The organism is Stenotrophomonas oahuensis (genome assembly GCF_031834595.1).
Classification (GTDB): domain Bacteria; phylum Pseudomonadota; class Gammaproteobacteria; order Xanthomonadales; family Xanthomonadaceae; genus Stenotrophomonas; species Stenotrophomonas oahuensis.
On sequence record NZ_CP115541.1, the window covers coordinates 2,102,501 to 2,126,622 of the forward strand.

The 24,122-nt window shown below is 65.2% G+C and carries 20 protein-coding genes and 3 rRNA genes (1 of these 23 cut by a window edge); 17 read left to right on the plus strand and 6 right to left on the minus strand.

What is annotated here, in order from left to right:
• The 3 genes from PDM29_RS09175 to rrf (PDM29_RS09185) form a co-directional block, all read left to right on the plus strand.
• A 23S ribosomal RNA gene (locus PDM29_RS09175) occupies positions 1 to 1,129 on the plus strand; it begins 1,749 nt to the left of the window's first position.
• Between the two features lie 111 nt (positions 1,130 to 1,240).
• Positions 1,241 to 1,355, plus strand: a 5S ribosomal RNA gene (gene rrf / locus PDM29_RS09180).
• Positions 1,356 to 1,476: 121 nt separating this feature from the next.
• A 5S ribosomal RNA gene (gene rrf / locus PDM29_RS09185) occupies positions 1,477 to 1,591 on the plus strand.
• A gap of 453 nt (positions 1,592 to 2,044) precedes the next feature.
• On the opposite strand, the gene PDM29_RS09190 is transcribed toward rrf (PDM29_RS09185), so the two are convergent.
• On the minus strand, positions 2,045 to 3,769 hold the full coding sequence (locus PDM29_RS09190; protein WP_311193521.1) for a M28 family metallopeptidase: 1,725 nt from the start codon (positions 3,767 to 3,769) through the stop codon (positions 2,045 to 2,047).
• Between the two features lie 58 nt (positions 3,770 to 3,827).
• Positions 3,828 to 4,490, minus strand: coding sequence for a DUF4097 family beta strand repeat-containing protein (locus tag PDM29_RS09195; protein ID WP_311193522.1), 663 nt, complete (start codon positions 4,488 to 4,490; stop codon positions 3,828 to 3,830).
• 99 nt (positions 4,491 to 4,589) lie between these two features.
• Between PDM29_RS09195 and PDM29_RS09200 the strand changes: the two genes are divergently transcribed.
• Together PDM29_RS09200 and PDM29_RS09205 are read left to right on the plus strand one after the other, a co-directional pair.
• A complete protein-coding gene (locus PDM29_RS09200; RefSeq protein ID WP_311193523.1) occupies positions 4,590 to 5,915 on the plus strand; it encodes a murein hydrolase activator EnvC family protein in 1,326 nt (441 codons plus the stop codon).
• 72 nt (positions 5,916 to 5,987) lie between these two features.
• Positions 5,988 to 7,373 (plus strand): S41 family peptidase, encoded by a 1,386-nt coding sequence (locus PDM29_RS09205; RefSeq protein WP_311193524.1) that lies wholly within the window; start codon positions 5,988 to 5,990, stop codon positions 7,371 to 7,373.
• Between the two features lie 87 nt (positions 7,374 to 7,460).
• Here the strand turns inward: PDM29_RS09205 and PDM29_RS09210 are convergent, their stop codons facing one another.
• Positions 7,461 to 8,153: a rhomboid family intramembrane serine protease gene (locus PDM29_RS09210; RefSeq protein WP_311193525.1), complete on the minus strand. Its 693-nt coding sequence runs from the start codon at positions 8,151 to 8,153 to the stop codon at positions 7,461 to 7,463.
• Positions 8,154 to 8,382: 229 nt separating this feature from the next.
• On the opposite strand from PDM29_RS09210, the gene PDM29_RS09215 reads away from it, so the two are divergent.
• Entirely contained in the window at positions 8,383 to 9,726 is a 1,344-nt protein-coding gene (locus PDM29_RS09215) for an outer membrane protein transport protein (RefSeq protein ID WP_311193526.1), read from the plus strand.
• A gap of 49 nt (positions 9,727 to 9,775) precedes the next feature.
• Here the strand turns inward: PDM29_RS09215 and PDM29_RS09220 are convergent, their stop codons facing one another.
• Positions 9,776 to 10,504 carry a ThuA domain-containing protein gene (locus PDM29_RS09220; protein ID WP_311193527.1) on the minus strand — a complete coding sequence of 243 codons (729 nt, stop codon included), beginning with the start codon at positions 10,502 to 10,504 and terminating at the stop codon, positions 9,776 to 9,778.
• A 104-nt stretch (positions 10,505 to 10,608) separates the two neighbouring features.
• Between PDM29_RS09220 and PDM29_RS09225 the strand changes: the two genes are divergently transcribed.
• The gene (locus PDM29_RS09225; RefSeq protein ID WP_311193528.1) at positions 10,609 to 11,256 is read left to right on the plus strand and encodes a hypothetical protein; all 648 of its coding nucleotides are present in this window, start codon (positions 10,609 to 10,611) and stop codon (positions 11,254 to 11,256) included.
• A gap of 16 nt (positions 11,257 to 11,272) precedes the next feature.
• A complete protein-coding gene (gene pnuC, locus PDM29_RS09230; RefSeq protein ID WP_311193529.1) occupies positions 11,273 to 11,848 on the plus strand; it encodes a nicotinamide riboside transporter PnuC in 576 nt (191 codons plus the stop codon).
• A 365-nt stretch (positions 11,849 to 12,213) separates the two neighbouring features.
• Here pnuC and putA read toward each other — a convergent pair whose 3' ends face one another.
• Positions 12,214 to 15,438: a bifunctional proline dehydrogenase/L-glutamate gamma-semialdehyde dehydrogenase PutA gene (gene putA, locus PDM29_RS09235; protein ID WP_311193530.1), complete on the minus strand. Its 3,225-nt coding sequence runs from the start codon at positions 15,436 to 15,438 to the stop codon at positions 12,214 to 12,216.
• A gap of 361 nt (positions 15,439 to 15,799) precedes the next feature.
• Here putA and coxB point away from each other — a divergent pair, with 361 nt between their 5' ends.
• The 5 genes from coxB (at position 15,800) to PDM29_RS09260 (ending at position 20,024) form a co-directional block, all read left to right on the plus strand.
• On the plus strand, positions 15,800 to 16,723 hold the full coding sequence (gene coxB / locus PDM29_RS09240; RefSeq protein ID WP_311193531.1) for a cytochrome c oxidase subunit II: 924 nt from the start codon (positions 15,800 to 15,802) through the stop codon (positions 16,721 to 16,723).
• Between the two features lie 64 nt (positions 16,724 to 16,787).
• On the plus strand, positions 16,788 to 18,398 hold the full coding sequence (ctaD, locus tag PDM29_RS09245; RefSeq protein WP_311193532.1) for a cytochrome c oxidase subunit I: 1,611 nt from the start codon (positions 16,788 to 16,790) through the stop codon (positions 18,396 to 18,398).
• 8 nt (positions 18,399 to 18,406) lie between these two features.
• On the plus strand, positions 18,407 to 18,541 hold the full coding sequence (locus PDM29_RS09250) for a hypothetical protein (protein ID WP_311193533.1): 135 nt from the start codon (positions 18,407 to 18,409) through the stop codon (positions 18,539 to 18,541).
• Positions 18,538 to 19,128 carry a cytochrome c oxidase assembly protein gene (locus tag PDM29_RS09255; protein ID WP_425508734.1) on the plus strand — a complete coding sequence of 197 codons (591 nt, stop codon included), beginning with the start codon at positions 18,538 to 18,540 and terminating at the stop codon, positions 19,126 to 19,128. Before PDM29_RS09250 ends, PDM29_RS09255 begins: the two co-directional genes overlap by 4 nt.
• A 20-nt stretch (positions 19,129 to 19,148) precedes the next feature.
• Entirely contained in the window at positions 19,149 to 20,024 is an 876-nt protein-coding gene (locus PDM29_RS09260; protein ID WP_311193534.1) for a cytochrome c oxidase subunit 3, read from the plus strand.
• A 16-nt stretch (positions 20,025 to 20,040) separates the two neighbouring features.
• On the opposite strand, the gene PDM29_RS09265 is transcribed toward PDM29_RS09260, so the two are convergent.
• A complete protein-coding gene (locus PDM29_RS09265) occupies positions 20,041 to 20,259 on the minus strand; it encodes a twin transmembrane helix small protein (protein WP_125360266.1) in 219 nt (72 codons plus the stop codon).
• Positions 20,260 to 20,316: 57 nt separating this feature from the next.
• Between PDM29_RS09265 and PDM29_RS09270 the strand changes: the two genes are divergently transcribed.
• The 4 genes from PDM29_RS09270 to cyoE all read left to right on the plus strand — a co-directional run bounded on the left by PDM29_RS09270 (position 20,317) and on the right by cyoE (position 23,803).
• Positions 20,317 to 21,030 carry an SURF1 family protein gene (locus PDM29_RS09270; RefSeq protein ID WP_311193535.1) on the plus strand — a complete coding sequence of 238 codons (714 nt, stop codon included), beginning with the start codon at positions 20,317 to 20,319 and terminating at the stop codon, positions 21,028 to 21,030.
• An 82-nt stretch (positions 21,031 to 21,112) separates the two neighbouring features.
• Complete coding sequence (locus PDM29_RS09275; RefSeq protein ID WP_311193536.1) at positions 21,113 to 21,688, plus strand: hypothetical protein; 576 nt, start codon at positions 21,113 to 21,115, stop codon at positions 21,686 to 21,688.
• 10 nt (positions 21,689 to 21,698) lie between these two features.
• On the plus strand, positions 21,699 to 22,919 hold the full coding sequence (locus tag PDM29_RS09280) for a COX15/CtaA family protein (RefSeq protein ID WP_311193537.1): 1,221 nt from the start codon (positions 21,699 to 21,701) through the stop codon (positions 22,917 to 22,919).
• Positions 22,916 to 23,803, plus strand: a complete 888-nt coding sequence (gene cyoE, locus PDM29_RS09285) for a heme o synthase (protein WP_311193538.1) — start codon at positions 22,916 to 22,918, stop codon at positions 23,801 to 23,803. Before PDM29_RS09280 ends, cyoE begins: the two co-directional genes overlap by 4 nt.
• The last annotated feature ends 319 nt before the right edge of the window (positions 23,804 to 24,122 follow it).

Below are 24,122 nucleotides of genomic sequence, written 5' to 3' on the forward strand. Positions count from 1 at the left end.
GTTTATCAAAAACACAGCACTCTGCAAACACGAAAGTGGACGTATAGGGTGTGACGCCTGCCCGGTGCTGGAAGGTTAATTGATGGGGTCAGCCGCAAGGCGAAGCTCTTGATCGAAGCCCCAGTAAACGGCGGCCGTAACTATAACGGTCCTAAGGTAGCGAAATTCCTTGTCGGGTAAGTTCCGACCTGCACGAATGGCGTAACGACAGCGGCGCTGTCTCCACCCGAGACTCAGTGAAATTGAAATCGCTGTGAAGATGCAGCGTTCCCGTGGCAAGACGGAAAGACCCCGTGAACCTTTACTATAGCTTTACACTGAACGTTGAGTTCGTCTGTGTAGGATAGGTGGGAGGCTATGAAACTGTGGCGCTAGCTGCAGTGGAGCCATCCTTGAAATACCACCCTGTCGTGCTTGACGTTCTAACCTGGGCCCATTATCTGGGTCGGGGACCGTGTATGGTGGGTAGTTTGACTGGGGCGGTCTCCTCCTAAAGAGTAACGGAGGAGCTCGAAGGTACGCTCAGCGCGGTCGGACATCGCGCACTGTGTGCAAAGGCATAAGCGTGCTTGACTGCAAGATCGACGGATCAAGCAGGTAGGAAACTAGGACTTAGTGATCCGGTGGTTCTGTATGGAAGGGCCATCGCTCAACGGATAAAAGGTACTCCGGGGATAACAGGCTGATACCGCCCAAGAGTTCATATCGACGGCGGTGTTTGGCACCTCGATGTCGGCTCATCACATCCTGGGGCTGTAGTCGGTCCCAAGGGTATGGCTGTTCGCCATTTAAAGTGGTACGCGAGCTGGGTTCAGAACGTCGTGAGACAGTTCGGTCCCTATCTGCCATGGGCGTTGGAGATTTGAGAGGGGCTGCTCCTAGTACGAGAGGACCGGAGTGGACGAACCTCTGGTGTTCCGGTTGTCACGCCAGTGGCATTGCCGGGTAGCTATGTTCGGAAGCGATAACCGCTGAAAGCATCTAAGCGGGAAGCGCGCCTCAAGATGAGATCTCCCGGGGCACAAGCCCCCTGAAGGAACCATATAGACTATGTGGTTGATAGGTCAGGTGTGTAAGTGCAGCAATGCATTGAGCTAACTGATACTAATGATCCGTGTGGCTTGACCATATAACCTCAAGTTGCCTTGGCTTTACGACAGCGTCGTAAGAGCATCCAAGTGCACGCTACGTCACAAGAACTATGCGAGACAGGCGCTGATAGCGCTGCTCCAACCGTCTCCCTGGTGAAATTAGCGCTGTGGAACCACCCGATCCCATCCCGAACTCGGAAGTGAAACGCAGCTGCGCCGATGGTAGTGTGGCTCAAGCCATGCGAGAGTAGGTCATCGCCAGGGTTTACACCCAAAACCCCGCTGCTCACGCAGCGGGGTTTTTCTTCCGGTAGCACACGACCGTTGGTCGTGTGACCCGTGGGAAACATGCCGAGCTGGCGCAACGCGCTGCTCCAACCGTCTCCCTGGTGAAATTAGCGCTGTGGAACCACCCGATCCCATCCCGAACTCGGAAGTGAAACGCAGCTGCGCCGATGGTAGTGTGGCTCAAGCCATGCGAGAGTAGGTCATCGCCAGGGTTTACACCCAAAACCCCGCTGCTCACGCAGCGGGGTTTTTCTTTGTGCGCGAAATACCGGAACCACGGGCTAACCGGATTGGGGTGTTTGGGGATGGTCGGGACTGGTAGCGTCGGTCGCAAGACGACGGCCGATAACCTGGGTGATTGCTATAACGCATGGACCCGTGCAATCGAACGCGTGACATCACGCGTTCCCTCCGATTCTGGTCATGCCCCATCGAACGCGGACACGACATCGGCGGTCGACTATCGTGCGACCCGCGCCACAGTAGCACCGACGCACCGCATCGATGAACGCGTCGCCACGCGCCCGGGCGACCAATTCCCGACAAACAAACCCGCGCTTCCCTGATACCTGATCGACTGCCGCTGGCTGCATCAAACCCCAGACAGCACAAACAAAAACGGCACCCCGAAGGATGCCGTTCCTGATTGAACCGAACCCCGCCGCTTACTTCGCAGCCGGCTCCGAAACCTTGCCCTTCATCATCTCGTCGCGGGCCGCCTTGAACGGGTTGCCCTCGTACCAGTTCGGCCACTTGCCAGCGGTCGCCAGCTCCTGACCCACGCCGTACAGCAGCTGCAGGTCTTCCACCGTGCCGTCCAGCTTCCAGGTGGCCTGGTCGTACTCATCCTTCGGCCCGTGGTAACGATCACGCCCGTAGGCCTCAGCCGCCTTGCGGCCGGCTTCCACGCCACCGTCGCGCAGGTCTTCGCCGCCGTCGGCATACAGTGCCGGCACACCCGCCTTGGCGAAGTTGAAGTGATCCGAACGGAAGTAGAACCCGCTCTGCACCGAGGTCTCACCGTGCAGCGTACGGTCCTGCTTGGCCGCGAGCGGCTTCAGGATGTCTTCCAGTTCGGAGCTGCCAAAGCCGGTCACGGTCATGTCCTTGGCACGCCCAGCCACCGACATCGCGTCGATGTTGATCACGCCGGCAATCTTGTCCAGCGGGAAGGTCGGGTGGGTCACGTAGTACTTCGAGCCCAGCAGGCCCGACTCTTCCAGCGTCACCGCCAGGAACACCACCGAACGTTCCGGGGCCGGCTTCTGCTGCGCCATCGCACCGGCGATTTCCAGAATGCCGGCCACGCCAGTCGCGTTGTCCACCGCACCGTTGTAGATGTTGTCGCCCTGCTCACCCTCGTGCTTGCCCAGGTGGTCCCAGTGCGCCATGTACAGCACCGCTTCGTCGGCCTGCTTGCTGCCCGGCAGCACGCCCACCACGTTGCGCGAGGTCTTCTCGCTGATGGTGCTCTTCAGGTCCACCGACATCTTCGCCTTCAGCGGCACCGGCTTGAAGCCGCGCTTGTTGGCATCCTTGTACGCCTGGTCCAGGTCCAGCCCGGCGTCGGCAAACAGCTGGCGCGCGGCATCCGCACTCAGCCAGCCCTGCGCCGGCAGGCGCGGTTCCGGATCACCCTTGGCCGGCAAGTCGTACTGCGGGCCGGCCCAGGAGTTCTTCACCACATCCCAGCCGTAGGAAGCGCCTGCGGTGTCGTGCACGATCAGCGCGGCGGCAGCACCCTTGCGCGCGGCCTCTTCGAACTTGTACGTCCAACGGCCGTAGTAGGTCATGCGCTTGCCGTCGAACAGCTTCTCCTCGTTGACGTGGAAGCCCGGGTCGTTGACGAACATGACGACCGTCTTGCCCTTCCAGTCCTGGCCGGCGTAGTCGTTCCACTTCTGTTCCGGCGCATCCACGCCGTAGCCGACGAACACCAGGTCGCTGCCGTCGATCTTCACTTCCTGCTGGCCGCTGCGCGTACCGATCACCATGTCAGTGCCGAACTTCAGGTCGCGCGCCTTGCCGGCCTGGTCCAGCTTCAGAGCGGTGCTCTCATCGGCCGTGGTTTCGGTCATCGCCACGTCCTGGAACCAGCTGTCGCCGTTGCCCGGCTGCAGGCCGATGCGCTGCATCTGGTCGCGGATGTAGTTCACCGTGCGCTCTTCGCCGGCGCTGCCGGGGGCGCGGCCCTCGAACTCGTCCGAGGCCAGGGTCTTGACCAGTTCGCCGAAGTCGGCCTCATTGATCTCGGGCGAGAACGCATGCGCGCTCGCCGTGGGAGCGGCGTCAGTGGCCGGCGCAGGCGCGGCGGCGGGGGCTTCGGGCTCGCCCTTGCACGCGGTCAGCGCGGCAGTGGCGGCCAGGCACAGCAGAAGTTTGCGGGGCATCATCAATTCCTGGTGACTAAGGGCCGGTACCCGGGCAGGGCACCGGATGAAAAGGGTATCAATCCTGCGGCGCGGTATCGGTGTCGTACGGAATCGGCTCCGCACCATTCACCGGACCGATGGTGGCGGTGCGATGCACGTACAGCACCACTTCGCGCTCGAACTTCAGCTCACCCGCGACCGAGGCCTTCGGCCCGATGATCACACGCGGCTTGCGCGGCGCGTTGAGCGAGATGCTGAAGTTGGGCTTTTCGATGTGGATGCCGCCCTCGACCTGCGAACCGATGCCCACGGTGATGTCACCGTTGACCGTCTTGATGCTGTTGCGCACCCGCGTTTCGACCAGGCCAATGCCACCGTTGACGGTCTCAACGCCGCCCTCGATCTGGCCGCCGCGGTCAACGAAGATGCTGCCATTCACCGTTTCAACAGTGCCGCCCGCGGTGACCCGCGGGCCCAGAGAGATCTTGCCGTTGACCGTGGACACGCCGCCGGTGCGCGCGCCCTCTTCGATATCAATCCCGCCGTTGACGGTCTCGACGCTATGGGTGGTTGCCCCGGCACCTACCCGGATGCTGCCGTTGACGGTCTCCAGATCGCCAAACGCCTGCCCGGCCTCCACCTTGATGCTGCCGTTGACCTTGCTCACGTCCTCCAGCGCCCACGCCGGCCCGACGGGCAGCAGCAGGGCAAACAACAGCGGGAGCGAAAACTGTCTCATGAGGTCCTCTTCGGTCGTATGAGCGGCTGGCAGGCCGCGTGCAGGAATGTCACCATGCAGTGCTGCAATCCGCATCTGCCTGAAGTCACTGGAAAGCCCTTGCGCGCCAACGCTTTTTCCTCACGCCGGGATAACAAATCCATCGCCGCGCAGGGCATGAAAGCGCGTGGGCCGCTGCTGGCGACCGCGCTGCTGCTGGTGGCCAGCCTGCTGCTGCCGGCTCCGTTGCCGGCGCAGACGTCCAAGGAAACCGAACGCAAGCTGCAGAAGCTGCGCACCGAACTGAAAGGCGTGGCGCAGGAACGGCGCAGCCTGGAAGGCCAGCGTGGGCAGGCCTCGCGGCAGTTGCGCGAGGCCGATGAAAAGGTGGCGCGCACCGGGCGCGTGCTGGCCCAGACCGAAACCGCCCTGCAGGCTGAAACCCGCGCACTCGAACAGGCGCAGCAGCGCCGCGTCGAGCTGGAAACGGGCCTGGAGCAGCAGCGCAAGGAGCTGGCCTCCCTGCTGCAGGCCGCCTACCGCATCGGCAACCACGCACCGTTGAAGCTGCTGCTGTCCCAGGACCGCGTGGCCGACGCCAACCGCAGCCTGGCGTATCACCGCTACCTGCAGCGCGAGCGCGCCCGCCGCATCGGCACACTCACCGCCGACCTGACCGAACTGCAAACGCTGGAAGCGCAGATCACCGAGCGTCGCCAGGCACTGGAAGGCACCCGCCAGCAGCAGAAGCAGCAGGCCGCCGAACTGGCCAAGGACCGCCGCGACCGCGCCGCCACCGTGGCCAACCTGGACGAGCGCTTCAAGGACCGCAGCGAGCGCGAAAAGGCGCTGGGCCAGGATGCCAAGGCACTGGAAACCCTGCTCGCCAACCTGCGCGCCGCCGCCGCGCGCGCCGAAGCCGAGCGCCGCGCTGCCGCGCGCAGGGCCGCGGCCGAAAAGGCGGCCGCCGAGAAGGCCGAACGCGAAGCCGCCGCCAGCGGCACCAAGCCGCCGCCGCGCGCCACCAAGGTGCCGCCGCAGGTCGCCTCCGCGCCGGCCCCGAAGGTCGGCGGGTTGGGCTGGCCGTTGTCCGGCAATCTGCTCGCCCGTTACGGCGGCAAGCTGCCCGATGGCCGCACCAGCAGCGGCGTGCTCATCGGGGCCAACGCCGGCAGCACGGTCACCGCCGTAGCGGATGGCACCGTGGTGTTCTCCGACTGGATGACCGGCTACGGCATGATCCTCATCGTCGACCACGGCAACGGCTACATGAGCCTGTACGCGCACAACGACACCCTGCTGCGCGATGCCGGTTCCGCGGTGAAGAAGGGTGATGCCGTGGCCAAGGTCGGTAACTCCGGCGGCCAGGGCGTCACGGCGCTGTACTTTGAACTGCGTCGCAACGGCCAACCGGTCGATCCCACCTCGTGGCTGCAGCGACGCTGACATTCAACGGGAATTTACCCCTGCTTCGCGCATAATCGGGACGATGTTTCCCCGCACACCCTGGAGTGCTTCATGCGCGTAGCCCGTTCCGCCACCTTGCTGCTGGCCCTGCTGCCGGCGCTGTCCTGGGCGCAGCAGACCGCACCGGCCGCCCAGAGCGACAGTGACGCGGCCAACAGCGAAGAGGCGGTGACCTCGCGCGTGCCGCTGGAAGAGATCCGCCGCTACGTGGGGGTGTACAACGCGGTGCGGGCCGCCTACGTGGACCCGGTGGACGACAAGAAGCTGATGCAGTCGGCCATCCGCGGCCTGCTGCTGGACCTGGATCCGCACAGTACCTACTTCGACAAGGAAGATGCCGAAGCCTTCGACGAACAGGCAGAAGGTGCCTACGAAGGCATCGGTGTCGAACTGCAGCAGCAGCCTGACAACAGCAGCTTGAAGGTCATCGCGCCGATCGACGACACCCCGGCATCGAAGGCCGGCATTCTTGCCGGCGACCTCATCATTGCCATCGACGGCAAGCCGATCAGCGCCATTGAAGCCACCGAGCCGCTGCGCGGCAAGGCCGGGTCCAAAGTCGTGCTGACCATCGTCCGCGAAGGCAAGGCCAAGCCGTTCGATGTCTCGATCACCCGCCAGACAATTCGCGTCACCAGCGTGCGCAGCCGCATGCTCGAACCGGGTTATGGCTATGTGCGCCTGAGCACCTTCCAGGCCGACACCGGTGCCGATTTCCAGAAGCACGTGGCGCAGTTGCAGAAGCAGGCTGGCGGCCAGCTCAAGGGCCTGGTGCTGGACCTGCGCAGCAACCCCGGTGGCCTGCTCACCGCCGCCGTGCAGGTGGCCGATGACCTGCTGGAGAAGGGCAACATCGTCAGCACACGCGGTCGCATCTCGATCAGCGATGCGCGCTTTGACGCCACCCCGGGTGACCTGCTCAAGGGCGCACCGGTGGTGGTGCTGACCGACGCCGGTTCGGCCAGCGCGTCGGAAGTGCTGGCCGGCGCACTGCGTGACAACGGCCGTGCCCGCGTGATCGGCAGCCGCACCTTCGGCAAGGGCTCGGTGCAGACCGTACTGCCGTTGGACAACGGCGATTCCGTCAAGCTCACCACGGCGCGCTATTACACCCCCAGTGGCAAGTCGATCCAGGCCACCGGCATCGTGCCGGACGTGGTGCTGCTGCCGGAGAAAAAGGATGGCGACGATGACCTGCCCGCCAGCCTCACCGACTACAGCGAAGCGACGTTGCCGGGTCACCTGCGCGGCGATGATGAAGGCGGCGAAGGCTACACCGCCGGCGATGTGCTGCCGGGCGATGGTCCGATCAACGATGCGCTGGCGGAATTGAAGCAGCCGGGTTCGGTGGCGGCGAAGCAGAAGGCGGAGGCGGCGAAGAAGCCGGCGGTGGAGGCAAAGCCGGCGTCGGAAGCGAAGCCTGCTCCGAAACCCTGAGGTATGCCTCAGTTACCGACCAACGGTCGGTACCTACCGGTCTCCGATCCCCGGTAGCGCACGACCGTTGGTCGTGCGCCCGCACCCTCAAAACCCGTGGCGTTTACGCAACCGCCGCGCGATCGCCGCCCGCACATAGACCCCATACCCCAGCCCGAACGCAAACCCGGCAATGTGTGCCCACCACGCCACCATGCCGAAGCTCGGGCCGATGTAGGCGAACACCACCTGCAGTGCCGCCCACACCCCGATCAACAGGTACGCCGGCGCACGCACGAATTCCAGGAACAGCCCCAGCGGGATCACCACCCCCAGCCGTGCCCCAGGGAACAGCGCCAGGTACGCGCCAATCAGCGCCGACACCGCGCCGCTGGCCCCGATGATGATCTGGTCCGGGTTGCCCATCGTGTAGATCGCGGTGAGGTTCGAGATCGCCCCGCCCACCAGGAACAACAGGATCAGCCGCCACGGCCCCAGCACGCGCTCGGCCGGCAGCCCGAAGATCAACAGGAACACCAGGTTGCCCAGCAGGTGCGACCAGTCCGCATGCAGGAACAAGGCGGTGAACAAGCGCAGCACGCTGCCGTCCTGCAGCGTCGCCCACCAGTCCTGCGGATGGGTCAGCCCGGTGGACAGCGCCCCCCAGTCCAGCCACAGGCTTCGGCGGGCGTCGCCCGGCCGAGAAATCGACCACAGGAACGCCAGCCACAGGGCCGTGAACAGCAGCGGCGTGGCCCAGCGCAGGGCGGTTTTTCGGCGTGAGGGCAGGGAGACGAACATGGGTGGTGCAGCCTAACCCGGAGCAGGTCTGAGCGGGGTAAGGAGGCGTTCAGGCTGAATGGCCGAATACGCCTATCGCGTTATTGTTTCATTAACCGGTCTGGGTATACTCGCATACGGCGTCGTATGTCGGGAGGGGACTCCGGCGCATGTTTTCCGGCCTTTGCGGGTGGGAAAGCGTGCAGGCGCGCGTTGCCAAACATCACCGCAAATCCGGAGAGTAAAAACGATGCAAACCGCTTCCACGCTTGCCCGCGTCACCGCCCTGGCCGTCGGCATCGCCGGTGCCCTGGCCGTTGGCCACGTTCACGCCGCCGCCTTCCAGCTGAAGGAAAACAGCGCCAAGGGCCTCGGCCGCGCTTTTGCCGGTTCCGGCAGCGCCGCCGGCGACGCCTCGATCATCGCCGTCAACCCGGCCGGCATGCGCCAGCTGGACGGCACCCTGGTCCAGGGTGACCTGAGCGCCATCAGCTTCAAGGCCGAATTCGAAGGCACCGGCCGCAAGCCGACCGGCCAGCCGCAGACCGGCGGCGACGGCGGCGACGCCGGCATGATCGCCCCGGTTCCGGCCGCGTACTTCCACATGCCGATCGGCGAAAAGGCCCACTTCGGCGTCTCGCTGACCGCACCGTTCGGCTTCAAGACCGATTACGACAACGGCTGGGTGGGTCGCTACAGCGGCCTGAAGACCGACCTGAAGGCCATCGACCTGGGCTTTGCGGCTTCGTACGACGTCAACCCGTACGTGTCGTTCGGCGCGTCGGTGTTCGTTGAGCACCTGACCATCGAACTGAGCAACAACATCGACTTCGGCACCGCGCTGGCCCAGTCCCGCGTTCCGGGCTTCGCCCCGGGCAGCGCCGACGGCAAGCTGACCATGGAAGGCGATAACAACGCGGTGGGTTGGACCGTGGGCGGCCTGTTCAGCCCGAACGACGACACCCATATCGGCATCAGCTACCGTTCCAAGGTCGAGCACAAGATCACCGGCGGCGACGCCACCTTCGACGTGCCGCCGCCGGCCGCACAGGTGCTGGCCGTGGCCCAGCCGGGTCGTTTCGTGACCACCTCGGGCAAGGCCACCGTGACCCTGCCGGCCTCGGCCACGATCAGCGTCACCCACAACTTCACCCCGCGCTTCACCATGATGGCCGACGTCACCCGCACCGCGTGGTCGACCGCGTTTGACAGCGTCACCATCGACTACGGTTCGGCCCAGCCGGATTCGGTGCTGGACTTCAGCTACCGTGACACCACCTTCGCTTCGATCGGTGGCGACTACAAGCTGAACGACACCGTCACCCTGCGCGCCGGTGTGGCTTACGACCAGACCCCGACCACCGACGCCCACCGCGACGTCCGCGTGCCGGACACCAGCCGCAAGTGGCTGTCGTTCGGTCTGGGCTGGACCCCGTCGGCGAACACCGAATACAACTTCGGTTACACCCACCTGTTCACCAGCGACCCGAACGTGAACATCGCCGGCACCACCAACAACCAGGGCAACTCGCTGCAGGGCAAGTACAAGGTCCGTGGCGACGTGCTGGCCGCTTCGTTCCAGTACAAGTTCTAATCGCAACAAGCTGAAAAAAGAGGCCCCGCAAACGCGGGGCCTTTTTTGTTCAACATTCACCACTCCGCCCCGCCGCATACAACAACCCCTGCCGCAGGTGCGCCTGGAAATCGCGGTTCCGGTACACCGCCGTGTCATGCCCCAGCCCGGTGTACCAGCTGCGCCCGCCATCAAACGCGTGGCACCACGCAATCGGGTGATCAGCCCCCATCGTCCCGCCCTGGTACATGCGCTCATCCACCGTGGCGATCACCTGCACCGTTCCACGCGGGTTGCTCCGGAAGTTGTACAGCTCATCCCGCACCGGCCAGAACGTGCCCACCGGCTTGCCATCGCGCTCCGGCTGCACCCGGCTGAACTGCAGCCCCTCCGGATGATTGCGGAAGTACGCGCCCACCAGCCGCCCGTACCATGGCCAGTCGTACTCGGTATCCGCCGCCGAATGCACGCCAACGAAGCCCCCGCCGGCGCGGATGAAACCCTCCATCGCCGCCTGTTGCTCCGCATCCAGCACATCGCCGGTGGTATTGGCGAACACCACCACCTTGTAGCGTGCCAGGTTCGCCGCATTGAAGTCCGCCGGGTTCTCACTCTGGTCCACCGCCATGCGCTCGCGCCCGGCCAGCAGGCGCAGCGTACTGACCGCTGTGGGAATGGAATCGTGGCGGAACTTCGCCGTGTGGGTGAAAACCAGTACGCGTTCGGTCGGCGCGGCGATGGCCGCAGGCACGACGGTCAGGCACATGACCAGCAGCAGAGGCAGGACATTCGGGCGCATGGGCCGATCATGCCACAGCCGCGTACAATCGCCCCTCACCGTGCGCCCGGCCATACCCGCGCGCGGCGCACGGACCGCTCGATGCTTCATGACAAGGAAACCGCATGTCGTCTGTTCTGCTTCGCACCACTTTGGCCCTGGGCCTGTCTGCCATCGCCGCCCCGGCCTTCGCCGCCGGCGACTTCGCTGCCTGCTTCACCCTGACCCCGGGCGTGTCCTGGTCCAACGGCAGTGAAACCCTGTCCATCAGCGAGGCCACCGTGGCCGGCGAGTCCGCGCTGGCCGTGACCACCTCCGGTGGCGGCGTCAGCAGCGCTACCGTGCACGACCGCAGCGGCCGCCAGCTGCTTGCCGAGATCCGTTACGGCATTGCCGCCTGGGGCGGCGACGCCGCCGCGCCGGTAATGACCGACACCTTTGACCCGGCACCGACCTTCCCGGCCACCGCCAAGCCCGGAGAGCGTTTCACCGTCACCGGCAAGGGCGAGCGTACGAACCACGCGCAGGACACCGTCACCGATCTCGAGTTCGACGGGTTCTCCGACTACACGTTCGTCGGCTATGAAGACCTGGACGTGGAGATCGACTTCAAGCCGCGCACCTTCGCCAACACCTGCCACCTCACCACGACCTTTGAAGATGGCCGTGCCGAGGTCTGGTATGCCCCAGGCTTTGGCCGCATCAAGTTCCAGCGCTACAGTGGCGACAGCCTGCTGATGAGCGACGAGATCAGCAGCATCGTCAACGAGTAAGGACTGTCCTGCGCGCATGAACCTCGCCGACCCCAACTTCCAGCTGGAAATCGCGGCCAACGTCATGGTCGCAGGCTCGATCCTGCTGGCCGGGCGCAACAACGTCCACACCTGGTGGATGGGAATCGTCGGCTGCGCGCTGTTCGCCCTGGTGTTCGAGCACAACCACCTGTACGCCGACATGGTGCTGCAGTTCTTCTTCATTGCCATCAGCGTGCTCGGCTGGTGGCAGTGGCTGCGCGGCGACCACGGCGCGCCGCTGCCCATCACCCGGGTGCGTCCGCGCGCCTGGGTGTGGCTGGTCCCGGTGGCGGTGCTGGGCACGTTTGGTTATGGCTGGATGCTGCATCGGTTGACCGATGCCCATGCGCCGTTTGTGGACTCGGCTGTGCTCGTGCTGAGTGTCATTGCGCAGTTCCTGATGATGCGGCGCAAGCTGGAATCGTGGTGGGTGTGGCTGCTGGTGAACAGCATTGCCGTGCCGCTGTACTACAGCCGTGGGCTGCATCTGACGTCGATTCTGTATGTCGGGTTCTGGATCAACGCGTTGGTGGCGTACCGGCATTGGCGGAAGTTGATGGTGGCTCGGTAACGGTCGCGGTTTTGATCCGGGGTCATGCGTTACCGGGCGTGGAGGATTTCACGGCGGTCGTCTGTCGACCGACCCTACCTGGCCACGCCCCGTAGTGACACGCCATGCGTGTCATCGATAGCCCATCCGCAAGCCACGCCGTTGCCGTGGATTTTCCCGTGGCCACCGATCACCTGTCGAAGGTGGGGCGGGGTGGGTTTGCGGGACCGTAGAAAACATGGATGTTTTCTACGAGCCCCCATGGATGGGTTTACGGCGTGTCCCGCAAACCCATCCCGGCCCGCCAAACCAGGAAGGCCGTGAACCGAAGGCTGTTCGCACGAATCCAACAGCAGCCGGGCAAGCCCGGCTCTACGTGATCGCGATCAATCGCCCAGCGTCAGCAGCGACGCATTACCGCCGGCAGCCGTCGTGTTCACCGTCACCGTCTTCTCGGTAGCGAAACGCAGCAGGTAGTGCGGGCCGCCGGCCTTCGGACCCGTGCCCGACAGGCCCTGGCCGCCGAACGGCTGCACGCCCACCACCGCGCCGATCTGGTTGCGGTTCACGTACACGTTGCCCACGTTCACCCGCGACGAGATGCGGTCAACCGTTTCATCGATGCGCGAATGCACGCCCAGGGTCAGGCCGTAGCCGGTGGCGTTGATCTGGTCGATCACCGCGTCCAGCTGATCGCCCTTCCAGCGGATCAGGTGCAGCACCGGTCCGAAGATCTCCTTGTGCAGCTGGTCCAGGCTCTTCAGCTCGTACGCGCGCGGCGCGAAGAACGTGCCGTGTGCCGCCGCTTCGCTCAGCTCCGCCGCCGCGATCAGGCGCGCTTCCTTCTCCATCCGCACCGTGTGGTCGCGCAGGATCTGCAGCGCGTCCGCATCGATCACCGGACCCACGTCGGTCGACAGCAGGCCCGGATCGCCGATCTTCAGCTCCGCCATCGCGCCCGCCAGCATCGTCATCACCTTGTCGGCAATGTCGTCCTGCACGAACAGCACGCGTGCCGCCGAGCAGCGCTGGCCCGCCGAAGTGAACGCTGAACCGATCGCATCCTTCACCAGCTGTTCCGGCAGTGCCGACGAATCGGCAATGAACGCATTCTGGCCGCCCGTTTCCGCAATCAGCACGCCAATCGCCGCATCACGCGCCGCCATCGCACGGTTGATCGCACGCGCTGTCTCGGTCGAACCGGTGAACGCCACGCCCGCCACGCGCGGGTCGGCGGTCAGCGCCGCACCCACCGTCGCGCCGTCGCCCGGCAGGAACTGCACCACGCCTTCCGGCACGCCCGCGTCCAGCAGCAGCTTTACCGCGTAGTAGCCAATCAGGTTGGTCTGCTCCGCCGGCTTGGCAATCACGCTGTTACCCGCAGCCAGCGCCGCAGCCACCTGGCCCAGGAAGATCGCCAGCGGGAAGTTCCACGGGCTGATGCACACGAACACGCCGCGGCCATGCAGCTGCAGTTCGTTCGATTCGCCGGTCGGGCTCGGCAGCTTTTCGGCATGGCCGAACTGCTCGCGGGCCTGCTTGGCGTAGTAACGCAGGAAGTCCACCGCCTCGCGCACTTCCGCGATGCTGTCCGGCAGGCTCTTGCCCGCTTCCTTCACGCACAGCGCCATGAACTCCGGCAGGCGTGCTTCCAGCTGATCTGCGGCGTGTTCCAGGATCGCCGCGCGGCTCGCGGCCGGCGTGCGGTTCCACTGGGGCTGCGCCGCCACTGCGTTCACCAGCGCCTTTTCAACGGTGGCGCTGTCGGCGGCCTGCCACTGGCCCACCACCTGGCGGTTGTCGGCCGGGTTGATCACGTTGATCTGCGCACCGGTCGGCTGTGCGCCCGGCACCAGCGGCGCTGCCTGCCACGGCTTCACCGCCGCGTTGAGCTGCTCGGCCAGAGCGCGCAGATCGTTGTCGTTGGCGAGATTGACGCCCATGGAGTTCTTCCTGTCGTGGTTCTGGCTGCGCAGCAGGTCAACCGGCAGCGGGATTTTCGGGTGCGGAATGGAATCGAACGAAGACACGGCTTCAACCGGATCGCGGATCAGGTCATCAATGGCCACGTCTTCGTCGGTGATGCGGTTGACGAAGCTCGAGTTTGCGCCGTTTTCCAGCAGGCGGCGCACCAGGTACGGCAGCAGGTCCTCATGCGAGCCCACCGGCGCGTACACGCGGCACGGCACGTTCAGACGGTTGGCCGGCACCACTTCGGCATACAGGTCATCGCCCATGCCGTGCAGCTTCTGGTGCTCGTACTGGCCGCCCTTGGCAATCGCCTTCACCGCCGCGATGGTGTGCGCGTTGTGGGTGGCGAACATCGGGTAGATCGCATCGGCGTGGGTGAACAGCCGCTTCGCGCACGCCAGGTACGACACGTCGGTGTTCTGCTTGCGGGTGAACACCGGGTAGGCCGGCAGACCGTCGATCTGCGCGCGCTTGATCTCCGCGTCCCAGTACGCGCCCTTGACCAGGCGCACCTGCAGGCGGCGGCCGATGCGGCGGGCCAGGTCGGCCAGGTAGTCGATCGTGTACGGGGTGCGCTTCTGGTACGCCTGCACCACCACGCCGAAACCTTCCCAGCCCACCAGCGAAGCATCGCTCACCACCGCTTCAATGATGTCCAGCGACAGTTCCAGGCGGTCGGTTTCCTCGGCGTCCACCGTGCAACCAATGCCGTACGACTTGGCCAGCTGCGCCAGTTCCAGCACGCCCGGCACCAGGTCGGCCATCACGCGCGCGCGCTTGGCGTGCTCGTAGCGCGGGTACAGCGCCGACAGCTTGATCGAGATGCCCGGGGCCGAGTTCACGTCGCCGTCCGGACGGCCGCCACGGGCCTTGTGGTCGCCACCGATGGAGTGGATCGCGCGGCGGTAGTCTTCCAGGTAACGCTTGGCGTCCTTCATGGTCAGCGCGCCTTCGCCGAGCATGTCGAACGAATAGCGGTAGCTGGCGTTGTCACCCTTGTGCGAGCGCGACAGCGCTTCGTCAATGGTGCGGCCCATCACGAACTGATGGCCCATGATCTTCATCGCCTGACGCACGGCCAGACGCACCACCGGCTCGCCCACGCGGCCCATCAGGCGCGCGAACGCGCCCGGCACGTCGGCGCGGGTGGCGTCGTTGATGTTGACGATGTGGCCGGTGAGCATCAGGCCCCAGGTGGAGGCATTGACCAGCACCGAATCGCTGCCGCCCAGATGCTTCTTCCAGTCGGCCTCGCCCAGCTTGTCGCGAATGAGCTTGTCAGCGGTGTCCTGGTCCGGAATGCGCAGCAGGGCTTCGGCCACGCACATCAGCAGCACGCCTTCCTCGCTGCCCAGGTCGTACTGGCGCATGAAGGCTTCGATCGCCCCCTGGTCCTTGGCGCGCACGCGCACCCGGGCCACCAGGTCGGCGGCGGTGGCCTGCACCTGGGCCTGCTCGTCGGCCGGCAGACGCGCCTGGGCGAGCAGCTCGGTGACGTGACTGGCCTCATCCTTCATCCAGGCATCGGTAATTGCCTGGCGGAACGGGTTGGGCACGGGCGGCAGCTCGGGGCTGAGCAGGGCCGGGCGGGAAGCAGCAGCGGCGGCCGCTGCGGGGGGATGGGCGGAAGGTGCGGTCATGCCGGAAGGCTCGTGGAGAACTTGACCATTTTATGCGTTTTTTCGCCCCCGCAACATCTCCCCCGGGCCCCTTCCCATCCGCCGCATAGCCTTTCATAGAGGGGGATTTGGCCGATTCCGACAGTCCGTCAGGAACTGTGCTGAATTCGGCAAAACGGTTGCCGAGGTCATGCTGTGTTGCAACATTGCTGAAAATGTGAATGGACCCTTGCGGCTCGCGCGAGAGCAGGGCTACCATCGAGACGCGTCCCCCACGGGCGCTCGATACCGGCGCGTGTGGAGGCCCTGCCTGCACCCGACGTCCAGAAGGCTTGCTCGCGGCCAGCGATGGCTGCAACCGACGACGCTAAGGGTCTAGGCAATGAAGCAACGCAGAAAGTGGGGTACGACGTTTGCAAAGGCAGTGGGGTTCGGGGGCGCGTTGAGCGCACCGGTATTGGCGTTGGCCCAGTCGGCCGACCCCAAGCCGTGGCAGCTGAACATGGGCAAGGGGGTCACCCAGAGCTCGCGGCTGGCCTGGGAATCCAACATGTTTTCCCTGTGGGTATGCACCATCATCGGCGTGCTGGTCTTCGGCGCGATGGGCTACGCCATCTTCAAATTCCGCAAGTCCAAGGGCGCGGTCGCTGCCACCTTCAGCCACAACACCAAGGCCGAGATCATCTGGACGGTGATTCCCGTGCTGATCCTGGTGGTGATGGCGTGGCCGGCCACGGCCAACCTGATCAAGTTCTACGACACCCGTGATTCGGAAATGACCGTCAAGGTCACCGGTTACCAGTGGATGTGGAAGTACGAATACCTGGGCCAGGACGTCGCTTTCACCAGCCGCCTGGACCGTGAATCCGACCGCGTCCGCCAGAGCGGGCAGGTGCCGGACCGCAACAGCCACCCGCATTACCTGCTGGATGTCGACAACCGTCTGGTGCTGCCGGTCGACACCAAGGTGCGCTTCGTCATCACCTCCGACGACGTGATCCACGCGTGGTGGGTGCCCGCGCTGGGCTGGAAGCAGGACGCCATTCCGGGCTTCATCAACGAAGCCTGGACCAACATCGAGCAGGTCGGCGTGTATCGCGGGCAATGCGCGGAGTTGTGCGGCAAGGACCATGGGTTCATGCCGATCGTGGTGGAGGCGGTGTCCAAAGAAGACTTCCAGAAGTGGTTGGCGGAGAAGCGGCCCAAGGCGGCGGAACCCGCGCCAGCGACAGCACCGGCAGCACCGGCCGAAGCGCCCGTGCCGGCAGAAGCGCCGGCCCCGGCACCGGCCCCGGAAAAAGTCTGACTTCCCATCGCGCGCGCCGCACGGCGCGCGTCGCTACCAGCGGAACCAATGAGGTGTAGTGGCAATGGCGCATACCGCAGTTGATCACGACGGGCATCACGGTCATCAACAGGGCTTCTTCGAGCGTTGGTTGTTCTCGACCAACCACAAGGACATCGGCACCCTGTATCTGATTTTCAGCTTCATCATGTTCATCATCGGCGCGGCGATGAGCGTCATCATCCGCGCCGAGCTGATGCAGCCTGGGCTGCAGTTCGTCAAGCCGGAAACCTTCAACCAGCTCACCACCGTGCATGCACTGGTGATGATCTTCGGCGGTGTCATGCCGGCCTTCGTCGGCCTCGCCAACTGGATGGTGCCGCTGCAGATCGGCGCGCCGGACATGGCCCTGCCGCGCATGAACAACTGGTCGTTCTGGTTGCTGCCGGTGGCCTTCAGCCTGCTGCTGATGACCTTCCTGCTGCCCGGCGGCGCACCCGCCGGTGGTTGGACCCTGTACCCGCCACTGTCGCTGCAGGGCGGCTACAACGTCGCCTTCACCGTGTTCGCCATCCATGTGGCGGGCATCAGTTCGATCATGGGCGCGATCAACATCATCGCCACCGTGCTCAACATGCGCGCGCCCGGCATCGACCTGCTGAAGATGCCGATCTTCTGCTGGGCCTGGCTGATCACCGCCTTCCTGCTGATCGCGGTGATGCCGGTGCTGGCCGGTGCGGTCACCATGCTGCTTACCGACAAGTTCTTCGGCACCAGCTTCTTCAATGCCGCCGGTGGCGGTGACCCGGTGATGTTCCAGCACATCTTCTGGTTCTTCGGTCACCCCGAGGTGTACATCATGATCCTGCCCGCCTTCGGCGTGGTCAGCGAGATCATTCCCACCTTCAGCCGCAAGCCGCTGTTCGGCTACCAGGCCATGGTCTACGCCATCGCCGCCATCGCCTTCCTGTCGTTCATCGTGTGGGCGCATCACATGTTCACGGTGGGCATGCCGCTGGGGGGCGAGATCTACTTCATGTTCGCCACCATGCTCATCTCCATTCCCACCGGGGTGAAGGTGTTCAACTGGGTCAGCACCATGTGGCGCGGCTCACTCACCTTTGAAGCGCCGATGCTGTGGTCGGTGGCCTTCGTCATCCTGTTCACCATCGGCGGCTTCTCCGGGCTGATGCTGGCCATCGTGGTCGCCGACTTCCAGTACCACGACACCTATTTCGTGGTGGCGCACTTCCACTACGTGCTGGTCACCGGCGCGGTGTTCGCGCTGATTGCCGCGGTGTATTACTGGTGGCCGAAATGGACCGGGCGCATGTACAGCGAGAAGTGGGCCCAGGTGCACTTCTGGTGGACCATTGTGTTCGTCAACCTGCTGTTCTTCCCGCAGCACTTCCTCGGCCTGGCCGGCATGCCACGCCGCATTCCCGACTACAGCGTCGCCTTCGCGGACTGGAACCTGATCAGCTCGATCGGCGCGTTCGGCATGTTCGTCACCCCGTTCATGATGGCCGCGATCCTGATCGCCTCGTTGCGCAATGGGGAAAAGGCGGCGGACCGTTCCTGGGAAGGTGCGCGCGGACTGGAATGGACGGTGCCGTCACCGGCTCCGGCGCATACCTTCACCGTGCCGCCGGTCATCCGTCCGGGTGATCTGGCCCACGACGACGTCACCCACTGAGGTTGCCGATGAACACCACGCCTTCCGGATTCGATGACCTGGCCCTGCGCCGCCGCCGCGCCCGTCGTACCGCGATGGTGGTCGGTGCCGTGGCCGTGGCCGTGTACCTCGGTTTCATTCTGAGCGGGGTGATCGGCCGGTGAGCGAGGTGCAGCCCGCCAAGACGTCACCCACCGCCGGACTGCCGCGCCTGATCGCGGTGGTAGTGGCGGTGTTCGTGCTGACGTTCTCGCTGGTGCCGCTGTACCGCATTGCCTGCGAGAAGATCTTCGGCGTGCGTCTGGAGCGTGGGCCCGGCAGCGACATGGCCGGCACCGCCGTCGGCAAGCAGCGCACCGTGCGGGTGGAGTTCGACGGCGGCGTCAACTCGCACCTGCCGTGGGCCTTCCATCCCGAACAGCTGAGCATGGATGTGGTGCCCGGCGAGCTCAACGAAGCGCTGTACTTCGCCCGCAACGACAGCGACCACGCGCTGGTCGGCAGTGCGGTGCCTTCCGTGGCACCGGCCAAGGCCTCCGGCTACTTCAGCAAGACCGAATGCTTCTGCTTCACCGCGCAGACCCTGCAGGCGGGTGAAAAGCGCGACATGCCGGTGCGTTTCATCGTCGACCCGGATCTTCCGGCCAACGTGACCACCATCACCCTGTCCTACACCTTCTACAAGAACGATGCGCTGAGCGCGCAGCTGGTCGCGGCCCCGCCGCCGGCCACTGCCCGTTCCGCGCCCTGACCGTCTTACGGATACCGACCATGGCCCAGCACAGTCCCGACGCCAACGTGTACTTCGTACCCACGCACAGCAAGTGGCCCTTCATCGGCTCCATCGCGATGATGGTGACCATGGTCGGCGTGGCCAGCTGGCTCAACGACGCCGGCTGGGGCAAGTGGACCTTCTACGTCGGCCTGGCGATGCTGGTACTGACCCTGTTCTGGTGGTTCAGCGACGTCGTGCGCGAATCCCAGGCCGGGCACTACAACCGCCAGGTGGACGGCTCGTTCCGCATGGGCATGGTGTGGTTCATCTTCTCCGAAGTGATGTTCTTCGGTGCCTTCTTCGGCGCGCTGTTCTACACCCGCACCCTCGGCCTGGCCTGGCTGGGCGGCGAGGGCGACGGGGTGATGACCAACGAACTGCTCTGGGACGGTTACTCGGCCGCGTGGCCGACCAACGGCCCGGCCGGCATCGGCGGCCACTTCCAGACCATTCCGGCCTGGGGTCTGCCGCTGATCAACACGCTGATCCTGCTCACCTCCGGTGTGACCCTCACCATCGCCCACCATGCGCTCAAGGCCGGCCATCGCCGCCAGCTGCTGGTGTGGCTGGGCATCACCGTCGCCTTGGGTCTGTTCTTCCTGACCCTGCAGGCCGAGGAGTACATCCACGCCTACAAGGAGCTCAACCTGACCCTGGGTTCGGGCATCTATGGGTCGACCTTCTTCATGCTCACCGGCTTCCACGGCGCGCACGTGCTGCTGGGTACCATCATGCTGGCGGTGATGTGGCTGCGCGCGGCCAAGGGCCATTTCACCCGCGACAATCATTTCGGCTTCGAAGCCGCCGCGTGGTACTGGCACTTCGTCGACGTGGTCTGGCTGATGCTGTTCCTGTTCGTCTACGTGCTGTAGCGCAGGTGCGGAAGGATCAGCCGCCGATCCCGTGCGGCTTGATCCAGCCGGTGTAGATGCCGATCGCCACCAGTGCGATCAGCGCCACCGACAGCGCAATGCGGCGGGTGAGTGCATTGACGGTGCGCTTGGTCTGGCCCCGGTCCACCAGCAGGTAGTACAGCCCTGCGCCCAGATTCCAGACGATGACGATCAGAAACGCGATTACCAGCAGGGTCTTCAACGAATCATTCATGCGCGGCTCGAGGGCAGGGCGGGTTGACGTAGTTCACCGCGTTTGCGCCCGATTGTCATGATGCGCCAGCACACGCGCCTGATCGGCTGGGTGGCTGCCGTAGGGGTGATGGCGGTGTTCTGCCTGCTCGGCCGCTGGCAGCTGCAGCGGATGGAGCAGAAGCAGGCGCTGCTGGATCAGGAAGTCCCCGCCCGAGCACAGACGCTGGCGTTGGGACCCGCCTTGGTCGCGCCGCCGCAGCTGCGCTGGGTGGAGGACCATGGGCAATTCCTGGCCGGAACCGTGTTGCTGGACAACCAGATGCGGGAAGGCCGCGCCGGGCTGAAGGTGTATCAGCCGTTCCGCAGTGACAGCGGTGCGGTGGTGCTGGTGGATCTGGGCTGGTTGCCGATGCCGGCGGACCGTACGTTGCCGGTGATTGCCCCGCGCGAGGGACCGGCTCAGCTGGCTGGGCTGCTGGCTCCGCCGCCTGCGCCGGGGCTGGCGGTGGGTCCGGCGATGACTGCTGCCAAGCAGCCGGGGGTCTGGCTGGCCAGCCGGATGCCGCCGCAGGAGGTGGCGGCGGTGCTGAAGCTGCCGGGCGCGCTGCCTTATTCGGTGTTGCGGCTGGACCCGGCCTTGCCGGGTGGGTATGTCCGTGACCTGGAGCTGCTGCCCAACACCATGCCGCCAAGTCGGCACCTCGGGTATGCCGTGCAGTGGTTCGGGCTGGCGTTGACCGTGCTGGTGGTCGCGCTTGTGCTCGAGTGGCGTCGCCGCAAGCCCCCGTAGAGCCGGGCTTGCCCGGCTGGCTCTTCGCGACCACCCCCGCCCCCCCCCTCCCATCCCCCCTCAACATGCGAAAATCCCGCCCATGAACGCCATCACCCCGGAACAGCTCAAAGCCCGCAACCGCGGCCGCTGGACCCTGGTCGCCCTGTTCGGCCTGTTCTTCGGGGCCATGGCGCTGGCCGGGCTGCTGCGCTTCTCCGGCTGGCAGCCCACCGCCCACCGCAACACCGGGCAGATGATCGAACCGCACCTGGACGTACGCGCGCTGCCGCCCACCCTCGCCAGCGGCCAGCCCTACCCGTGGAAGTCCGATTCCCAGGTCTGGCGCATCCTCGTCGCCCCGTCACTTGGCTGCGCCGCCGAGTGCGTCACTTTGTCGCAGGACTTGGCCAAGGTGTGGCAGCTGTTCGGGCATAGGGCCGATAATGTCGAGATCCTGTGGCTGGGTACGCCGCCGGCCGAGGTCCAGGGCCTGCCCGCCCTGCGCGCGCTGCAGCCCCAGCCGGAGCTGCGCGCCGTGTTGCCGGGTGTGGACGATGCCGCCGGCACGCCTGTGTATGTGGTCGACCCGAACGGGTTCGTGCTCATGCGGTATGCGCCGGGATTCGAACTGGCCGGTCTGCGCAAGGACATGGCCACGCTGTTGAAACTGAAGTGAGTTCCGTTTGATGAACCCCACCGCGCGCCCGGCGCTGCACCGTAATTTCCACCGTCTGGCGTGGTTCGCCCTGATCATGACGGCCAGCACCATCATGTTCGGCTCCTTCGTGCGCCTGTCTGATGCCGGCTTGAGCTGCCCGGACTGGCCGACCTGCTATGGCCGCGCCACCTGGCCGCAGCATGCCGCTGAAGTGGCCGACCACGCCGCCACCCAGATCCGCCCGCTGGAAACCCACAAGGCCTGGCGCGAGCAGGTGCACCGTTTCCTGGCCGGCGCGCTGGGTATCGAGATCCTCACCCTGGCGCTGCTCGCCACCCGCCGCCGTCGCTGGGGCAGTACCGCCGTGGTCACCGCCTGCGTGCTGGTGGCGGCCGGCATTCCGCTGTACATGATGGGTCACCACGTGCCCGCCAGCATCATCGCCGTGCTTGGCGAGGTGATCCTGCTGATCGCCGCGCTGCGCTGGAACAACATCGACCTCTCACGCGCGGCCCTGCTCACGCTGGCGGTGGTGATCTTCCAGGCCCTGCTGGGCATGTGGACGGTCACCCTGCTGCTCAAACCGATCGTGGTCATGGGCCATCTGCTCGGCGGCATGCTGATGTTCGGGCTGCTGGTGTGGATGGCATGGCGTGCCACGCACATGCCGATCACCCTGGTTGAAGCGCCCACATTGAAGAACCTGTTGCGCGTCGGCGTAGCCGTGCTGGTGGTGCAGATTGCGCTGGGCGGCTGGGTCAGCGCCAACTACGCCGCGCTCGCCTGCGGCGGCGGCAGCGCCTCGCTGGACAACTTCCCGCGCTGCGTCAGCCAGTGGTGGCCGCCGCACAACTTCCAGGAAGGCTTCACCCTGTGGCGCGGCATCGGTGTGGATTACGAAGGGGGCGTCCTCGACGGAGCCTCGCGTATCGCCATCCAGATGGCGCATCGCATGTTCGCGGTGATCGTCGCCGTGTACTTACTGTGGCTCTCGTTCCGCCTGTTCCGCCTGCCGAGCATGCGTGGCTGGGCGACGGCCCTGGGTGTGCTGGTCGTCCTGCAGATCACCCTGGGCATCCTGAACGTGAAGCTGGCGCTGCCGCTGGAAGTGGCTGTCGCGCACAGCGGTGGCGCGGTGGCGTTGCTGTTCGTGCTGGTCACCCTGTTGGCGCGGATGCGTGCGCCGGACGCAGAAGGCGGCCGACCAACGGTCGGCGCTACCGAAACTGCGGCGGGTACTTCGCCATGAGCATCAGGCAGTACTGGGATCTCACCAAGCCCAAAGTCGTCGCCCTGATCGTGTTCACCGCACTGGTGGGCATGTTCCTCGCCATTCCCGGTCTGCCGACCGCGCAGCAGGCGCTGACCGGCGCGCTGGGCTTCCTGGGCATCTGGCTGGCCGCTTCCGCCGCCGCGGCCATCAACCAGCTGCTGGACGCGCAGATCGACGCGCAGATGGCGCGCACCTCGTGGCGCCCGCTGGTGGTGGGCAAGGTCAAGCCGTGGCAGGTGCTGGTGTTCGCCAGCGTGCTGATCGTACTGTCGATGACCATCCTGGTGATGTGGGTGAACGTCATCACCGCCGTGCTGACTTTCGCCTCGCTGATCGGCTACGCGGTGATCTACACCGTGTACCTCAAGCGTGCCACCTCGCAGAACATCGTCATCGGCGGACTCGCCGGGGCTACCCCGCCGATGCTCGGCTGGGCGGCCATCACCGGCATGCAGGGCCCGATGGACTGGGTGTATGCCTCGCTGCTGGTGCTGATCATCTTCATCTGGACCCCGCCGCATTTCTGGGCATTGGCCATCTTCCGCCGCGAAGACTATGCGAAGGCCAAGATCCCGATGCTGCCGGTCACTCACGGCGTGGCGTACACCCGCAAGTCGATCCTGGTGTATTCGATCGCGTTGGCGATTGTCGCCATCCTGCCGGTCGTCGTCGGCATGAGCGGGCTGTTCTACCTCGGCGGCGCGGTGGTGTTGAACGCCGTGTTCGTCTGGTACGCCTGGCGCATGCTCAACCCGCCGGACGAGCTGTTCTCGATGAAGATGTTCGGCTATTCCATCGTCTACCTGATGGCGCTGTTCGCCTTCCTGATGGTCGACCACTGGATGCTGCCCTGGTTGTAAGGGCACGCGCGTACGCGATGCGCGCTGTGCACGTGATCTTCGGGACGTGCATGGTGCTCCCGACGTTCGGGATCTTCGGGGCGTGCGGTGGTGGGCGTTGGTAGGGTCGCACGACAGTCGACCGCCGATGACGGCACATCGCCCGGTGGGGCATGACCGCGGAACGGAGGCATTTGCCCGATGGGGTCCATGCGCCAGCGTGCCGATCACCGTTATCGGCAGGCGTCTATCGACCGCCTCTACCAGTGCCATCATTGCGGCGTGCATCCATGCCCGTGCCACGCCGCGGCTGTGCCGTGGTGATGCGGCCGCGCATATG